Source organism: Pseudochrobactrum kiredjianiae (assembly GCF_030362795.1).
GTDB lineage: Bacteria > Pseudomonadota > Alphaproteobacteria > Rhizobiales > Rhizobiaceae > Pseudochrobactrum > Pseudochrobactrum kiredjianiae.
This window is the reverse complement of record NZ_JAUCBM010000001.1, coordinates 105,798-122,339: the sequence shown is the minus strand read 5'-3', so window position 1 is coordinate 122,339 and position 16,542 is coordinate 105,798. Positions and strand designations below refer to the sequence as shown.

13 protein-coding genes are annotated in these 16,542 nt (G+C 51.0%); 6 read left to right on the top strand and 7 right to left on the bottom strand.

Going from position 1 to position 16,542, the window contains the following annotated elements; all coding sequences use genetic code 11:
* Window positions 1-151 precede the first annotated feature (151 nt).
* From odhB to QUF18_RS00575, 7 genes are all read right to left on the bottom strand, one after another.
* Window positions 152-1,363, bottom strand: coding sequence for a 2-oxoglutarate dehydrogenase complex dihydrolipoyllysine-residue succinyltransferase (odhB, locus tag QUF18_RS00605; protein WP_289384311.1), 1,212 nt, complete (start codon window positions 1,361-1,363; stop codon window positions 152-154).
* Window positions 1,364-1,438: 75 nt separating this feature from the next.
* Window positions 1,439-4,435 carry a 2-oxoglutarate dehydrogenase E1 component gene (locus QUF18_RS00600; RefSeq protein ID WP_289384310.1) on the bottom strand — a complete coding sequence of 999 codons (2,997 nt, stop codon included), beginning with the start codon at window positions 4,433-4,435 and terminating at the stop codon, window positions 1,439-1,441.
* 284 nt (window positions 4,436-4,719) lie between these two features.
* On the bottom strand, window positions 4,720-5,622 hold the full coding sequence (gene sucD / locus QUF18_RS00595) for a succinate--CoA ligase subunit alpha (RefSeq protein ID WP_289384309.1): 903 nt from the start codon (window positions 5,620-5,622) through the stop codon (window positions 4,720-4,722).
* A 3-nt stretch (window positions 5,623-5,625) separates the two neighbouring features.
* Window positions 5,626-6,822, bottom strand: coding sequence for an ADP-forming succinate--CoA ligase subunit beta (sucC, locus tag QUF18_RS00590; RefSeq protein ID WP_289384308.1), 1,197 nt, complete (start codon window positions 6,820-6,822; stop codon window positions 5,626-5,628).
* 154 nt (window positions 6,823-6,976) lie between these two features.
* A complete protein-coding gene (gene mdh / locus QUF18_RS00585) occupies window positions 6,977-7,939 on the bottom strand; it encodes a malate dehydrogenase (protein ID WP_289384307.1) in 963 nt (320 codons plus the stop codon).
* 438 nt (window positions 7,940-8,377) lie between these two features.
* The gene (zapE, locus tag QUF18_RS00580) at window positions 8,378-9,562 is read right to left on the bottom strand and encodes a cell division protein ZapE (protein ID WP_289384306.1); all 1,185 of its coding nucleotides are present in this window, start codon (window positions 9,560-9,562) and stop codon (window positions 8,378-8,380) included.
* A 95-nt stretch (window positions 9,563-9,657) separates the two neighbouring features.
* On the bottom strand, window positions 9,658-10,203 hold the full coding sequence (locus QUF18_RS00575) for a protease inhibitor Inh/omp19 family protein (RefSeq protein ID WP_289384305.1): 546 nt from the start codon (window positions 10,201-10,203) through the stop codon (window positions 9,658-9,660).
* A 639-nt stretch (window positions 10,204-10,842) separates the two neighbouring features.
* Between QUF18_RS00575 and dapF the strand changes: the two genes are divergently transcribed.
* The 6 genes from dapF to QUF18_RS00545 are packed head-to-tail and all read left to right on the top strand — an operon-like array spanning window position 10,843 to window position 16,433.
* The gene (dapF, locus tag QUF18_RS00570) at window positions 10,843-11,727 is read left to right on the top strand and encodes a diaminopimelate epimerase (RefSeq protein ID WP_289386064.1); all 885 of its coding nucleotides are present in this window, start codon (window positions 10,843-10,845) and stop codon (window positions 11,725-11,727) included.
* Between the two features lie 2 nt (window positions 11,728-11,729).
* A complete protein-coding gene (mtaB, locus tag QUF18_RS00565; RefSeq protein ID WP_289384304.1) occupies window positions 11,730-13,010 on the top strand; it encodes a tRNA (N(6)-L-threonylcarbamoyladenosine(37)-C(2))-methylthiotransferase MtaB in 1,281 nt (426 codons plus the stop codon).
* Window positions 13,011-13,041: 31 nt separating this feature from the next.
* Window positions 13,042-14,466, top strand: coding sequence for a signal recognition particle-docking protein FtsY (gene ftsY, locus QUF18_RS00560; RefSeq protein WP_289384303.1), 1,425 nt, complete (start codon window positions 13,042-13,044; stop codon window positions 14,464-14,466).
* Complete coding sequence (locus QUF18_RS00555; protein WP_289384302.1) at window positions 14,463-15,137, top strand: septation protein A; 675 nt, start codon at window positions 14,463-14,465, stop codon at window positions 15,135-15,137. The genes ftsY and QUF18_RS00555 overlap by 4 nt, the downstream gene beginning before the upstream one ends.
* A 14-nt stretch (window positions 15,138-15,151) precedes the next feature.
* Window positions 15,152-15,916 (top strand): hydroxyacylglutathione hydrolase, encoded by a 765-nt coding sequence (gene gloB / locus QUF18_RS00550; RefSeq protein WP_289384301.1) that lies wholly within the window; start codon window positions 15,152-15,154, stop codon window positions 15,914-15,916.
* A gap of 13 nt (window positions 15,917-15,929) precedes the next feature.
* Window positions 15,930-16,433 carry a hypothetical protein gene (locus QUF18_RS00545; protein ID WP_289384300.1) on the top strand — a complete coding sequence of 168 codons (504 nt, stop codon included), beginning with the start codon at window positions 15,930-15,932 and terminating at the stop codon, window positions 16,431-16,433.
* Window positions 16,434-16,542: the final 109 nt, after the last annotated feature.

Here is a 16,542-nt window from a genome sequence, read left to right as displayed (position 1 = left end):
GAAAGGCTCCGTGATTTTTTGTACGCATCTTGAAACTGCGAGACAGCCCTCACAGTCAAAATATGCACTATAAAAAGAGAGAGCCGCAACGGCTCAGATATGATGCAGATGAAAAGAGCGCTGTTTTATAACAGCGCTCTTATTCCGTTTATTACAGGTCGAGAACCAGACGTTCCGGATCTTCCAGACTGTCCTTAACGCGGACGAGGAAGGTCACAGCTTCTTTGCCGTCAACGATACGGTGATCGTAGGACAGAGCCAGATACATCATCGGACGGATAACGATCTGACCGCCGACAACAACCGGACGTTCCTGAATCTTGTGCATGCCGAGAATACCGGACTGCGGTGCGTTCAGGATCGGGGAAGACATCAGGGAACCGTATACACCACCATTGGAGATGGTGAATGTGCCGCCCTGCATGTCAGCCATCGATAGCTGACCATCGCGTGCTGAACGACCGAGACGGCCGATTTCTTTTTCGATTTCAGCAATCGACATCTGGTCGGCATCGCGAACAACCGGAACCACCAAGCCCTTGTCAGTACCGACTGCAACGCCGACATGTGCAAAGTTCTTGTAGATGATGTCGGTGCCGTCGATTTCGGCATTAACAGCCGGAATTTCTTTCAGCGCATGGGTTACAGCTTTGGTGAAGAAACCCATGAAGCCGAGCTTAACGCCGTGCTTCTTCTCAAAGATATCTTTGTAACGTGCACGCAGATCCATAACCGCGCTCATGTCCACTTCATTATAAGTGGTGAGCATGGCTGCGCTGTTCTGAGCATCTTTCAGGCGACGCGCAATGGTCTGACGCAGACGGGTCATTTTCACGCGTTCTTCGCGTGGTGCATCGCTGGCAGGCGACGCAGGACGAGCGGCAACAGGAGCAGCTGCAACTGGAGCAGTACCTTTTGCAAGCGCTGCAAGAACATCGCCTTTGAGAACCTGACCACGTTTGCCGGAACCGTCAACCTGATCATTGTTCAGACCGGCTTCAGCCATCAGCTTGGCAGCTGCCGGCGCAGCAGGCATAGAAGAAGAAGTTGCCGCAGGAGCAACAGCGGCTACAGGTGCAGCGGCTGGTGCAGCAGCAGGTTTTGCGGCAGGGGCGCTCGCTGCGCCGGATGCATCAATCTGACCGAGCAGAGCATCGAGACCAACATTGTCACCTTCCTGAGCGGCGATTTCTGTCAGAACACCGGAAACAGGTGCCGGAACTTCAATAGAAACTTTGTCGGTTTCCAGCTCAACCAATGGTTCGTCAGCAACGATCACATCGCCAACTTTTTTGAGCCATTTGCCGATGGTTGCCTCTGTGACGGATTCCCCAAGGGTGGGAACGCGGATTTCGGTGGCCATGGTTTTATCTTCCCTGGAACTTTAATCTGAATGATAGACTGACCCGCTGCATAACAGCGGGTCATAATTTAAATTTTAAGAACCGAGCGCGTCTTCAAGGAAGGCTGCGAGCTGTTCAAGATGCTTGGACATCAGACCTGTTGCAGGCGATGCGGCAGCCGGACGGCCAGTATAACGGGCACGCGGATATTTCGCATCAATATGCGCCAGAACCCATTCCAGATAAGGCTCGATGAACGACCATGCGCCCATATTCTTTGGCTCTTCCTGACACCAGACGATTTCTGCACCGCGGAAGCGGGAGAGTTCGTTGATGAGGGCTTTGGCCGGGAACGGATAAAGCTGTTCAACGCGCAGCAGGTAGACATCGTCGATGCCGCGTTTTTCACGCTCTTCGTAAAGGTCGTAATAGACTTTACCGGAGCAGAGAACGACGCGACGAATCTTGGCATCTTTCTGCAGTTTGATCGGCTGATCCTTGAGATATTGTGCATCATCCCACAACAGGCGGTGGAATGTGCTGTCTCCGGACAGTTCGCTCAAAGAAGAAATTGCACGCTTGTGACGCAGCAGGGATTTTGGTGTCATCATGATCAGCGGCTTACGGAAGTCGCGTTTCATCTGACGGCGCAGAATGTGGAAGTAGTTTGCCGGTGTCGTAACATTGGCAACCTGCATATTATCTTCCGCGCAAAGCTGCAGAAAGCGTTCCAGACGTGCGGATGAATGCTCAGGACCCTGACCTTCATAGCCATGTGGCAGAAGGCAGACGAGACCGGACATACGCAGCCACTTACGCTCACCCGAAGAGATGAACTGGTCGAAAACAACCTGAGCACCGTTGGCGAAGTCACCGAACTGAGCTTCCCAGACAGTCAGTGCGCGAGGCTCTGACAGGGAATAACCATATTCGTAACCAAGCACGGCTTCTTCGGACAACATCGAGTTGATGGCTTCGTAGATCGCCTGACCCTTCTGAAGATTATTCAGAGGGATATAACGCTGCTGATTTTCCTGATCGTAAAGAACAGTGTGGCGCTGCGAGAACGTGCCACGCTCAACATCCTGACCGGAAAGACGGATAGGATTACCTTCAGTTACAAGCGAACCAAAAGCCAGCGATTCAGCTGTTGCCCAATCAATGCCTTCACCGGAATCAATCATCTTGGAGCGATTGTCGAGGAAACGCTGAACGGTACGGTGAACATTGAAACCTTCAGGTGTCTCGGCAAGCTTTTTACCGATTTCCTTGAGGGATTTCATTGGCATGCCGGTTTTACCACGGCGCTGTTCATCGGCATTATCAGCGGTACGCAGACCTGCCCATGCGCCGTCAAGCCAATCGGCCTTGTTCGGCTTATAGTTCTGACCGGCTTCGAATTCTGTTTCCAGTTTATCGCGCCATTCAGCTTTCATCTGGTCGATTTCAGCCTGAGTCAGCAGACCTTCGCCAATCAGCTTCTCACTGTAGAGCTGAACAGTGGTTTTGTGCTTGCGAATTTCTTTGTACATCAAAGGCTGGGTGAACGCAGGCTCATCGCCTTCGTTATGACCAAAGCGACGGTAGCAGAACATGTCCACAACAACCGGCTTATGGAAGGTCTGGCGGAATTCGGTTGCAACTTTTGCAGCAAAAACCACAGCTTCCGGATCATCACCATTGACGTGGAAGATCGGAGCTTCAATCATCTTCGCAACATCGGACGGATATGGCGATGAACGGGAGAAGGACGGATCAGTGGTGAAACCGATCTGGTTATTGATGATGAAATGTACAGTACCGGCAACGCGGTGACCGCGCAGACCCGACAGACCCATACATTCAGCAACAACACCCTGACCGGCAAAAGCAGCATCGCCATGCAGCAGCAGCGGCATAACTTTTGCGCGTTCACTCAACGGTACCATATCATCACGGGTACGGCCAACGAGCAGATCCTGCTTGGCACGGGCTTTACCCATAACAACCGGATTAACGATTTCCAGATGGGAAGGGTTGGCTGTCAGTGACAGGTGAACGGAGTTACCGTCGAATTCACGATCCGAAGATGCGCCCAGATGGTATTTAACGTCGCCCGAACCTTCCACATCATCCGGCGCATAAGAGCCGCCCTTGAATTCGTGGAAAATAGCGCGGTGTGGCTTGCCCATAACCTGCGAAAGCACGTTCAGACGGCCACGGTGAGCCATACCGAAAATGATTTCTTTAACGCCCATGGAACCGCCGCGTTTGACGATCTGTTCAAGAGCAGGAATCAGAGATTCACCGCCATCGAGACCAAAACGCTTGGTGCCTTTGTATTTCACGTCAATGAACTGTTCAAAGCCTTCAGCTTCGATCAGTTTGGACATGATGGCTTTCTTACCTTCCGGTGTGAAAGCGATATTTTTATTGGCACCTTCAATACGTTCCTGAATCCAGGCTTTTTCAGCCGGATCAGAAATATGCATGAATTCAACACCGAGTGTTGAGCAATAGGTGCGCTTTAGAATATCGAGCATTTCGCGCACGGTCGCATATTCAAGACCAAGCACATTGTCGATGAAGATTTTGCGATCAAAATCTTGCGGAGTGAAACCGTAGTTTTCCGGAGCCAGTTCATTATAATCATTTGGCTTTTCGGAAAGACCCAGCGGATCAAGATTGGCATGCAGGTGACCGCGCATACGGTAAGCGCGGATCATCATGATCGCGCGAACGCTATCGCGTGCTGCCTGTGTAATTTCAACTTCGCTCAGAGCTGGTGCAGCAGGAGCAGCTTTGCCGCCTTTGCCTTTCAGCTTGTCCGAGATGTGTTTTTCAACTTCTGCCCAGTTGCCGTCGAGAGCATTGGTCAGCTCATCTTTAGGCGTAACAGGCCAGTTGCTCTTTTCCCAGGATGCGCCGCGGGCATTTTCAAGCACATCTTGTCGGTTGTCACCGAGATTTGCGAAAAAATCACGCCATTCTGCATTAACCGAATTCGGATCGGTTTCATATGCAGCATAGAGCTCCTCAATATAGTCGGCATTGCCGCCATAGAGAAACGAGGTCAGGGCGAAAACGTCGTTGGCTTCTTCTTGCCGTGCCATTGTCCTTGCCGGAGTATTCACTCCGTCTCCTTATACCGGCCATACCGGAAAATCTTCCGGTCCCGTTTTAAGTTACTGGTCTGTTGTTTCTGTATTGAGAAATAGTGTTTTAAAACTGATTTCCAATAGAAACAGGCATAGGTAATCGTTTTTATAAAACCCGGTTCGTGCTTTGCTGTGGCTTGGGCCACGAACCGGGCTTTTTAGAGGCAGTTGTGCTTAAAAACTGCCATTATCGTCAGGGTTCCAAGGGATTAACCTTTGAGAACTTCAACCCAAGGGCCTTAGCCCTTGAGAACTTCAACAAGTGTTTTGCCGAGCTGTGCAGGCGATGGGGAAACGCGGATGCCCGCATCTTCCATAGCTGCAATCTTGTCTTCAGCGCCGCCCTTGCCACCGGAGATAACGGCACCGGCATGACCCATGGTGCGGCCTTCCGGAGCGGTACGACCGGCGATGAAGCCAACCATTGGCTTTGAACGGCCGCGCTTGGCTTCGTCTTTGAGGAACTGAGCTGCTTCTTCTTCAGCCGAACCACCGATTTCACCGATCATAACGATCGATTTGGTGTTTTCGTCCGCAAGGAACATTTCCAGCACGTCGATGAATTCTGTGCCTTTAACCGGATCGCCGCCGATACCAACAGCGGTTGTCTGGCCAAGACCTTCATTGGAGGTCTGGAACACAGCTTCGTAAGTAAGTGTACCCGAACGGGAAACAACGCCGACCGAACCTTTTTTGAAGATGTTGCCTGGCATAATGCCGATTTTGCATTCTTCAGGGGTCAGGATGCCCGGGCAGTTAGGGCCGAGGAGACGTGACTTTGAACGTTCCAGACGTTCTTTCACGCGAACCATGTCCAGAACCGGAATACCTTCAGTGATGCAGACGATGAAACCGACTTCAGCTTCAATTGCTTCGATGATGGCATCAGCTGCACCTGCAGGCGGAACGTAGATCACGGATGCGTCTGCACCGGTACGTTCTTTTGCTTCAGCAACAGTTGCAAAAATCGGCAGATTTTCGCCCTTGGAACCTGTCCAGGTTTCGCCACCCTTTTTAGGGTGAATACCGCCAACCATCTGAGTGCCGTAATAAGCCAGCGCCTGTTCGGTGTGGAAAGTACCTGTCTTACCGGTCAGACCCTGAACGAGGATCTTGGTGTCCTTGTTTACAAGAATAGACATGGATCAATTTCCCTTCACTGCAGCAACGATTTTCTGCGCTGCATCGTCGAGATCGTCAGCTGAAATAACATTCAGGCCGCTCTCGTTGATGATTTTCTTGCCAAGCTCAACATTGGTGCCTTCGAGACGAACCACCAGAGGAACTTTAAGGCCAACTTCTTTAACAGCTGCGATCACGCCTTCAGCGATAACATCGCATTTCATGATGCCGCCGAAGATGTTCACGAGGATACCTTCAACAGCCGGATCAGCAGTGATGATCTTGAATGCAGCTGTTACTTTTTCTTTGGTAGCGCCGCCGCCAACATCGAGGAAGTTTGCCGGTTCTGCGCCGTAAAGCTTGATGATGTCCATGGTTGCCATAGCAAGACCGGCACCATTGACCATGCAGCCGATATTACCTTCGAGGGCAACATAAGCCAGATCATGCTTGGAAGCTTCGATTTCTTTTTCGTCTTCTTCGGACAGATCGCGCAGTTCCTGAATGTCAGGATGACGGAACAGAGCATTGCCGTCGAAGGATACTTTGGCATCCAGCACGCGTACGCGACCATTGGTCATGACGATCAGCGGGTTGATTTCCAGCAGGCTCATGTCTTTTTCAACAAAAGCTTTGTAGAGAACCGGGAACAGCGCAATTGCATCTGCACGGGCTTCGCCTTCGAGCTTCAGCGCGTCTGCGAGCTTTGCATTGTCTTCATCGGTCACGCCTTTGGCAGGATCGATTGCAACATTGATGATCTTTTCCGGTGTTTCTTCCGCAACAGCTTCAATGTCCATACCGCCTTCGGTGGAGACAACGAAAGCCGGACGGCCGTTGGTACGGTCGATCAGCAGGGAGAGATACAACTCACGGTCAATATCCGCACCATCTTCGATGTAAAGACGGTTAACCTGCTTGCCGGCAGGGCCGGTCTGCTTGGTCACCAGAGTGTTGCCGAGCATTTCTTTAACGTTGGCAACAACTTCTTCGATGGATTTGGCAAGACGTACGCCACCTTTAGCTTCAGCAGGCAGTTCTTTGAACTTACCTTTACCGCGGCCACCGGCGTGGATCTGGCTCTTGACCACATAAAGCGGGCCAGGAAGGGTCTTTGCCCATTCTTCAGCCTGTTCAGCGGAGTATACAGCCACGCCATTGGCAATCGGTGCGCCGTAGGAGTGGAGCAGGCGCTTGGCCTGATATTCATGAATGTTCATCTGGTTGTCCTTTGTAAGGCGCCCTGAAAACTGTGGTTTCAACTTGCGTTGATAGACAGGTTTCGTGATTTTTATATGAAGTTCCAGAGAGCAGTTCGGGGCCACTTTTGGGAAAAGCGCCCCGATACATCCCAGAACTTTAAATTACGGGTGCTTATTTCAGATTAGGTGCAATCGCGATGCAGGCGTCGCAAAGACCCTGAACTGCAGCAACTGATTTCTCAAATGCGGCCTGTTCTTCTTTGTCGAGCTGAATTTCGATGATGTGTTCTACGCCGTTCGCACCAATAATGGTTGGTACGCCGACATACATGTCTTTAACGCCGTACTGACCGGTCAGCTGCGCGGCAACTGGCAGAACGCGGCGCTTATCCTTGAGGTAGGATTCTGCCATCTGGATAGCGGAAGCAGCAGGCGCATAGAAAGCCGAACCGGTTTTCAGCAGGCCAACGATTTCAGCACCGCCGTCACGGGTGCGCTGAATGATCTTGTCGAGCTTGTCCTGTGTAGTCCAGCCCATTTTGACCAGATCCGGCAGAGGAATACCGGCAACAGTCGAATAGCGGCTCGACGGAACCATGGTATCGCCGTGACCGCCGAGAACGAATGCGGTAACATCTTCAACGGAAACGTTGAATTCTTCAGCGAGGAAGTAACGGAAACGGGCGCTATCAAGCACACCAGCCATACCGACAACTTTGTTTGCTGGCAGACCGGAGAATTTCTGCAGAGCCCAAACCATCGCATCGAGCGGGTTGGTGATGCAGATCACGAAAGCATCAGGGGCGTATTTGGCAATGCCTGCGCCTACCTGTTCCATGACTTTCAGGTTGATGCCCAGCAGGTCATCACGGCTCATGCCTGGCTTGCGCGGTACACCGGCGGTAACGATAACAACGTCTGCGCCTTCGATGGCAGCATAGTCATTGGCACCGGTGAATTTTGCATCGAAACCGTCAACCGGTGAGGATTCAGCGATATCGAGGCCTTTGCCCTGCGGAGTACCTTCGGCGATATCGAACAACACAATGTCACCGAGCTCTTTGAGACCGGCCATATGGGCGAGCGTTCCGCCGATCATGCCTGAACCGATGAGAGCAATTTTATTGCGAGCCATGCTGGTTACTTCCCTGATCTAAAATCTAACTAAAACAGCTTAACCTCTGCTTGAGCTTTCCGTTCAGTTATGCCCGCAGAGGCCATTACGCTGTATGGTCGATATGCCCGTTTTCAAAATAACTCAACTAATAAATTTGTATTTAATTATTTCAATCGTTTAGCTAAATAAGTTCTTACGTAAACGTAAATCATTTTTGACAAAAGCCGAATTTTTCTCCTGTTTCATCTGGTGAAATCAAGAAGAGGAATTGTCCCTGAAATTTGTCCGCTTACAGCTAATTTTTGTTTATTCAGAACGGCTTACAGTCAGCCTGATTGCGGAATGCTTATTTGCTGAATCATAAGAGCTCTTATGATTCCTCTAATCGACATAAATTAGGCTATGATCGTCACAAAATAGTGACAACAGGAATATATGGCCTGTTTAGCTCGTTCTTCACGCGGTTATCCGCACTGCACCTGACTCATTTGTCTCAAATGCTTCCAGATATTCGGCACTTTGCATCTCGAAAAGGCGCGATGCGGTGCGGTCAAATTCAAAAGCTTCTGTACCGCTTGAGGCGATATAGAGCTTATCGGGAGAGGCTGCGGCACTGATCACCACGCGGGCACGATGATCATAAAGTGTATCGACCAGCAGGATGAAACGTTTGGCCTCATTGCGGCGACTCAAATCAAGTGCAGGCACATGGTCAATAAACATGGTGCGGAAACGCGCCATGATTGCCAGATAATCGGCAGCAGCCAGCGGTTTGGCGCAGAGTTCTTCAAAGGTAACACGGACAGCATCGCCGACAGTCCGGTTCAGAACGATTTGACGGCCACGGAAATCAATCGTAACCGGTGTTTCCCTGCGGCCTTCAGTCAAAATTTTCCAGGTTTCATCCATCTTAGCATCACTCTCAGCGCCAAGAGGCGTGAGATAGACCGGCTGGCGGTCGAGCTTTTCAAGACGATAATCGGTTCTTGAATCCAGATTGATCACATCGACGCGGGTTTTGAGTATGCTGACAAAAGGCATGAACAGCTGGCGGTTGAGACCGTTCGGATAGAGATTATCCGGTGCGACATTGGAGGTAGCGATCAGCACAACACCGCGTTCGAAAAGCGCAGAGAACAGGCGGGACAGGATCATTGCATCAGCAATATCAGTTACGGTGAATTCGTCGAAACACAGCACCCATGCCTGCTGTGCCAATGCTTCCGCCACGGGCGGGATCGGGTCTTCCTGTTTGGTTTCACCACGTTTCAGGGCTTGGCGATGTGCATTGATACGATCATGCACATCAGCCATGAAATCATTGAAATGCGCACGGCGTTTACGCTCAACCGGCAGCAATTCAAAAAACATATCCATCAGCATGGTTTTGCCGCGACCGACTTTACCATGAATATATAAGCCTTTGATCGGCTCAGCCACTTTTTTGGACTTGCCGAACAACCAGCCCAATGCACTGGATTTGCGCGAAAGGCGTTTGCTACAAATGGCTTCAATCAAAGCATCAAAGCGTTTTGCAAGAATTTGCTGCTGCGGATCAGCTTCAATATCACCGGCAGCAGCCAGAGAGTCGTAGCGTTCTGATACGGACGGATAGGCTTTCAGCGTTTCATTGAAAGACATGACAACCTCATTCGGGCTCATTCAGGCGCTGTTTTATAAATGAAAAGCCGCAGATTGTGTCTGCAGCTTTTATGAGTTCAAACTGTTAGCAAATCTTAGCGGGACAGGCTGATCGGCTGGCCGCCGGATGTCTGACCGTCAAAACGTCCGTCAGCAGACGAATAAAGCGAAGCAACTGTGCCGCCATTTGCATCATAGAGAACCAGCTGTTTGCCGTTGACCGACCATGAGGACAGGTTGGCAAGTTCACCCGGGCAACGCAGCGGACCGGCGCGATAGCCCTGACCGAATTTGGTCTGCGGTGTCGCAACTTTACAGCTCTGACCGGCAAGTGAAGCATTCCATACACCGGCAACTTTGCCCGGTGTCAGCTCGACGGAAGTCGCAGGTGGCAGGCTGGCAACCTGCGTATTGCCCTGCGGCTGCGTATTCATATCATTCGGATTTGCCGGAAACTGCGATGCATTCACATCACTCAGCGAGCCGGACTGAATCGATGTCGTCGGTGCAGGACGCAAAGGAGCAGGGCGCTGAGCCTGCGGGGGAGTGTTACTGGCCATATTGTCAAAGCGCGAACTCTGGCAGCCTGCGAGAATAGTGGCAGCTGCAAGTCCGAGCAGGCCAATCTTAGAAACTCCCATACCCATCTCCTTGATTATGGTGGTTTGTGACGGGAATCAGTGAAACAGTTCCGTCTTCAGGTCAATATTGAAGCACAATTCGGCGCAGTTTAGACCATTTTGGATTCAAAAGGAATTATTGAACAAATGGGAAATGAGCAGGATAGTGCAAATTTCTGGCTTCCGTCCTTTATTTTACGCTTGTGACATCATCATAGTCAGGCGGAAATAATATGGCCAGATATGCCGTTTACAGCGGTTCCAGTAAAGACTGAATTGTTGGAACCGCTGTAACTGTTTGTTTTTGCGCATTATCCATTGCCAAAACTGCTTCGCACTTTTGCTGGAAATGCTATAAGCAGGTTATATATTAAAGGATAAACATATTTTGCCTTGCGGCCAAGGCTTGATCTGGCTTCAAAACCGGTTTTGGAGACAAAAATGTATCGCGGCTTTTTGAATCCGTCCGGCATATCTGGCAATTTGAGACAAGTTCCGCCATATAGAACCTGTATCCTGTCCGGAAACTGCTTCACAGTCTTATGGCCGTGGTTTAAGGCAAATCATCCGGAATAAACGTCATTTGTCGTCTTATGCCGGTTCAGGCAGTCTTTATGTTTTGATCCGGCGGTTTTAAATTGTGAAATTATGTCTGTAGCTATGTCAGTCAATGCAGCTTTTGCCAAAATGAATGGTCTTGGCAATAAAATTATTGTGGCGGATATGCGTGGCCGGAATGACCGGATTACGCCTGATGCCGCTCGCGCATTGAATAGTCACAATGAGACCGGTTTCGATCAGATTATGGCGATCCATGATCCGAAAACTGCGGGCACAGATTATTATATCCGCATTATCAATTGTGACGGCAGTGAAGCACAGGCTTGTGGCAATGGCACTCGCTGCGTGGTGCAGGCGCTGGCAGCGGAAACCGGAAAATCGCAATTCACTTTTGAAACGCTGGCCGGTTTGTTACTGGCAGAGGAATTGCCGGACGGACAGATTCGTGTGGATATGGGCAAGCCGCATTTCGAATGGCAGGCGATCCCGCTGGCAGAAGAGTTTCGTGATACCCGCATGATTGAATTGCAGGTTGGGCCGATTGATGCACCGGTACTGCATTCGCCGTCTGTGGCGTCGATGGGCAATCCCCATGCGATTTTCTGGGTGGATCAGGATGTCTGGTCCTATGAGCTGGATAAGTTTGGGCCATTGCTGGAAAATCATCCGATGTTTCCGGAAAAAGCAAATATTTCTATCGCGCAGGTCACGGCACAAGATGAGCTGACAATCCGCACCTGGGAGCGTGGTGTCGGGTTGACGCGTGCTTGCGGCTCTGCTGCCTGCGCCGCCGGTGTATCGGCAGCACGCACACGCCGTACAGGGCGCAATGTAAAAGTCATTGTTCCGGGCGGGCCATTGCAGATCATTTGGCGCGATGATGATCATGTTTTAATGACAGGACCGGCTGAATGGGAGTTTTCGGGGCAGTTTGATCCGGCAACAGGTCTTTGGGCAAAAGACACAACAGCGGAAGGTGCCTGATTATGGCGGTTGAGGTTGTAACATTCGGCTGCCGGCTGAATACCTATGAATCCGAAGTGATGAAACGCGAAGCTGATGAGGCCGGTCTCGGCACATTGGAAAACGGCGCGATTATTTTCAACACGTGTGCAGTCACAGCGGAAGCGGTGCGCCAGGCACGCCAGGCGATCCGTAAAGCACGACGGGATAATCCGGAGGCCCGTATTATCGTCACCGGTTGTGCGGCGCAGACCGGCGCTGATGATTTTGCCGCGATGGATGAAGTTGATCTCGTACTCGGCAATGAAGAAAAACTGAAATCCAATTCCTACCGCATGTTGCCGGACTTTGGTGTGAACCAGTTTGAGAAGGTTCGCGTCAACGACATTATGGAAGTGCGCGAAACCGCCAGCCATATGGTGGATGCCATTGAAGGCCGCGCCCGTGCTTTTGTACAGGTGCAGAATGGTTGTGACCATCGCTGTACTTTCTGCATCATTCCTTATGGCCGTGGTAATTCCCGCTCTGTCCCGATGGGCGGCGTGGTGAGCCAAGTCAAACGACTGGTCAGTAACGGCTATGCGGAAGTGGTGCTGACCGGCGTGGATATGACTTCCTACGGACCTGATTTGCCGGGAAATTTGCGCCTTGGTAAATTGGTGAAAACTGTTTTGTCTCAGGTGCCGGATTTGCAGCGCCTGCGTTTGTCTTCTATCGACTCAATCGAGGCAGATGAAGACCTGATGGAAGCGCTGGCCAATGAAAAACGCCTGATGCCGCATCTGCACTTGTCACTACAGTCAGGGGATAATATGATCCTCAAGCGGATGAAACGCCGCCATTTGCGTGATGATTCAATCCGCTTCTGCGAGGATGTGCGTAAATTACGACCTGATGCCGTATTTGGTGCGGATATCATCGCCGGTTTCCCGACCGAGACGGAAGAGATGTTCCAGAACTCTATCCGTATTGTCGAAGAATGCGGCCTCAGCCATTTGCATGTTTTCCCTTATAGTCCGCGCGAGGGCACACCTGCCGCGCGCATGCCGCAATTGCGTCGTGAAGTGATCAAGGAACGTGCAGCGCGTCTGCGTGTAGCTGGTGATGCGGCTTATCGCTTGCATCTGGAAAGTCTCAAAGGCACTGTACAGAATATTCTGGTGGAGCGGGATGGGCTTGGTCGCACAGAAGGCTTTACGCTGACAGGACTGGATACGACAGAGCTGACCGCAGGACAGATTGTCAGCCGCGTGATCTCCGGTCATGATGGTGACAAGCTGTTGGCTGTTCCGCAAAATATCTAATTATCATTCGAAAATAAGAAGCGCTGTATTCATGGCTATGGGTTTTATTAAAAAGATTTTTTCTTTCGGCAAAAAGGAGGAGGCCTCTTCCGCGCCGTCTGAGGAAACTCTGTCACCTTTAGCGGAACAGGGCGCAGAAGAAGCGCATTCTCCTGTTGAGCCGCCGCATGAGAGCGTGCTTCATCAGGTTGAGGAATTGCTTTCTCAGCCATTGATCGCTGATCCGGCGACCATAGAACTGAAACCGGTTTATGATACGCCTGAAACTGATGAGCTTGATGAGCCTGTTGCTGAGGAAAAGCTGCAGGCGGAAGAGCTGCCTCATGAAACGGTTCTTGAAAAAATTGAAGAGCTGTTGTCACAGCCGGTGGTGGCTGATCCGGCAACTGTTGAACTGACACCGTCTTTTCCTGAGACCGAACCAAAATTCACTGATGCGGATGTGGTGCCTGCGCCCAAACCGGTGAAGGTGACTGTCAGCAAAGCGGTTGAAGCAAAGCAGGAGCCGGTTGTTGTTGAAGCGGAACCGGAAAAAAAATTGTCATGGTTCGAGCGGTTACGCAGCGGCCTGTCGCGTTCGTCACAACAGCTTGGTGATTCGATCGGCGGTATTTTCACCAAGCGTAAGCTGGATGAAGATACGTTGCAGGAATTGGAAGATGTGTTGATTCAGGCCGACCTTGGTCTGGAAACAGCGATGCGCATCACAGATAGCCTGTCATCCGGCCGCTATGGCAAAGATATTTCGACGGATGAAGTCCGCAGCATTATGCGCTCTGAAATCGAAAAAGTTTTGGTGCCGGTGGCAAAACCCCTTGAGCTCGACCTGTCCCATAAACCACATGTCATTCTTGTGGTTGGCGTGAACGGCACAGGGAAGACGACAACAATCGGTAAGCTCGCGGCCAAGCTCACCGCAGGCGGTCTGAAAGTGATGCTGGCAGCCGGTGATACATTCCGTGCCGCGGCGATTGAACAATTGCATATCTGGGGTGAGCGTACCGGTTCACCGGTGGTGTCTTCCAAACTTGGTGCTGATGCTGCGGGGCTTGCCTTTGATGCATGGCAACAGGCCAAAGATGCCGGCAGCGATGTGCTGATTATTGATACGGCAGGGCGTTTGCAAAACAAGGCCGAGCTGATGGAAGAGCTGGCTAAGATCGTGCGTGTACTTGGTAAGCATGATCCGGAAGCACCGCATACGGTGTTACAGACGCTGGATGCTACCACCGGTCAGAATGCGCTTAATCAGGTAGAGATTTTCAAGAATATTGCTGGTGTGAATGGCTTGGTGATGACCAAGCTCGATGGTTCTGCCCGTGGCGGTATTCTGGTGGCGATTGCCGCCAAACATAAATTGCCGGTCTATTTTATTGGTGTCGGTGAACAGATTGATGATCTTGAGCCGTTTACGGCGCAAGATTTTGCCGGAGCAATTGCGGGAGAGGCACGATGAACGATCAGATTTTTGAACGTGATCCTTCCGATCCGAAACGCAAAGATGTTCCGCCGCTGCTAAAGCTGGCTCTGGAACTGGGGCCATTGCTGATCTTCTTCTTCGCCAACTCCCGTGGTGAGTGGTTGGTTGAGCGCTTTCCGGTACTGGCACAGATCGGTCAGCCGATTTTCATCGCGACAGCCTTGTTTATGGCGGCTACTGTGATTGCGCTGGTTGTCTCGTGGATCATGACACGCAGCCTGCCGATCATGCCGCTGGTTTCAGGCATTGTTGTGCTGGTCTTTGGTGCGCTGACCCTGTGGCTGCACAATGATACTTTCATAAAAATGAAACCAACCATCGTTAACAGCCTGTTCGGAGCGATTTTGCTTGGTGGTTTGTTGTTCGGTAAAGCGCTTCTCGGCTATGTCTTTGATCAGGCTTTCAAACTGGATGCGGAAGGCTGGCGCAAGCTGACATTGCGCTGGGGGCTGTTCTTCTTTGTGCTGGCAGTGATCAATGAGGTTGTGTGGCGGAACTTTTCCACCGATGCGTGGGTTACCTTTAAAGTCTGGGGCGTGATGCCGCTGACGATTGCCTTTACAATGTTCCAGTTGCCATTGATCAAAAAACATTCTCTGGTGCCTTGGGGTAGTGAAGATAGCGCAGCATCAGCGGATAAAAAATAATCGGGAGCAGAACGATGGCTCGTCTTGAAATTGAACAGTTCTATTGCCGTGAAGATAATTTTGGCGTGTTGATTCATGATCCGGAAACCGGACTGACCGCATCGATTGATGCGCCGGAAGAACTGGCAATCCGTTCGGCTTTGGCGCGACGCGGCTGGAAGCTCGATTATATTTTTACCACCCATCATCATTTCGATCATGTCGATGCCAATGAAGCATTGAAACGCACATATGGCGCCATGATCACAGGACCTGCCGCGGAGAAAATTCCGGGTGCAGATCGTGGCGTTAAAGACGGTGACACCTTTCAGTTCGGCAGTTTTGAAGTGCAGGTGATTGCCACGCCCGGTCATACGGCCGGAGAGGTGAGCTATTATCTGCCGCAGGCAAAGGTTGTTTTCACTGGCGATACTCTATTCGCGCTTGGTTGCGGTCGTCTGTTTGAAGGTACACCGGCGGATATGTATGCATCGCTGCAAAAATTGGCTTTGCTGCCTGTGGATGTGAAAGTCTATTGCGGACATGAATATACGCTGAGCAATTTGCGTTTTGCACTGGATGTGGATGGCACCAATCCGGCTCTGAAAGAGCGCGGCCGCGAGATTGAACGGCTGCGGGCAGAAGGTCTGCCGACCCTGCCTACCAGTATCGGTCTGGAAATGGCTACCAATCCGTTTCTGCGCACCCATGACGGTGCAATCGCCAAACGGCTTGGGATGGAAGACGCCAGTGAATTGCAGATCTTTGCAGAACTGCGTAAACGCAAAGATCATTTTTGACAAAGGTATAAGCATGATTTGTCTGTTTCGCCGTCCGGCTCTTACATTTATGGCCGGTTCTTTTTTTGCTGTAGCTTGTCTCAGTGGCCTGCCTTTGACAGACAATCAGGCATTTGCGCAGAGTTTTTCGGAAATGGCCAAGCCGGAAGTGCCGGCAGAAGTGAATAATTTCCCGCTGGATGAGGCATTTCTGACCCGAATGGAAGCCGCGCAAGCAGAGCTTAATACAATCGATATGTCTGGTGAAGGTAATGATGAGGACGGTACCGGTGATCATTCGCCGAAAGCGCTGGCTGCGCGAATCGACAAGCAACCAAAAGTCAAAGCCGTGCTGGAAAAACACGGCCTGACAGCGCAGGATTATATTTACGGTTATTTTGCGCTGGTCAGCAGTGTGAGCGCGGTGGAAGCAGAAGACGAAGATCAGATTGTTGATGAGTTAAAAGGCATCAATCCGGCGCACATCGCCTTTGGCAAGAAGTATCTTGACCGTATTCATAAACTGATGGGTGAATAATCATCAATCTCAAGCGGAAAGCATTCCGGTTGAATGACCACTCCGCTTGAATATTTACGTAGTCATACCAAGCGGCATCAAGATGCTGACGCATCACGCCTTGAAGAAG

Excerpts from the sequence above, each read along its gene's own strand:
- dapF (WP_289386064.1), top strand. The coding sequence starts at position 10,843 with ATGTCAGTCAATGCAGCTTTTGCCAAAATGAATGGTCTTGGCAATAAA.
- zapE (WP_289384306.1), bottom strand. The coding sequence starts at position 9,562 with ATGTCTTTCAATGAAACGCTGAAAGCCTATCCGTCCGTATCAGAACGC.
- gloB (WP_289384301.1), top strand. The coding sequence starts at position 15,152 with ATGGCTCGTCTTGAAATTGAACAGTTCTATTGCCGTGAAGATAATTTT.
- mtaB (WP_289384304.1), top strand. The coding sequence starts at position 11,730 with ATGGCGGTTGAGGTTGTAACATTCGGCTGCCGGCTGAATACCTATGAA.
- sucC (WP_289384308.1), bottom strand. The coding sequence starts at position 6,822 with ATGAACATTCATGAATATCAGGCCAAGCGCCTGCTCCACTCCTACGGC.
- odhB (WP_289384311.1), bottom strand. The coding sequence starts at position 1,363 with ATGGCCACCGAAATCCGCGTTCCCACCCTTGGGGAATCCGTCACAGAG.
- QUF18_RS00555 (WP_289384302.1), top strand. The coding sequence starts at position 14,463 with ATGAACGATCAGATTTTTGAACGTGATCCTTCCGATCCGAAACGCAAA.
- QUF18_RS00575 (WP_289384305.1), bottom strand. The coding sequence starts at position 10,203 with ATGGGAGTTTCTAAGATTGGCCTGCTCGGACTTGCAGCTGCCACTATT.
- sucD (WP_289384309.1), bottom strand. The coding sequence starts at position 5,622 with ATGTCTATTCTTGTAAACAAGGACACCAAGATCCTCGTTCAGGGTCTG.
- mdh (WP_289384307.1), bottom strand. The coding sequence starts at position 7,939 with ATGGCTCGCAATAAAATTGCTCTCATCGGTTCAGGCATGATCGGCGGA.
- QUF18_RS00545 (WP_289384300.1), top strand. The coding sequence starts at position 15,930 with ATGATTTGTCTGTTTCGCCGTCCGGCTCTTACATTTATGGCCGGTTCT.
- QUF18_RS00600 (WP_289384310.1), bottom strand. The coding sequence starts at position 4,435 with ATGGCACGGCAAGAAGAAGCCAACGACGTTTTCGCCCTGACCTCGTTT.
- ftsY (WP_289384303.1), top strand. The coding sequence starts at position 13,042 with ATGGCTATGGGTTTTATTAAAAAGATTTTTTCTTTCGGCAAAAAGGAG.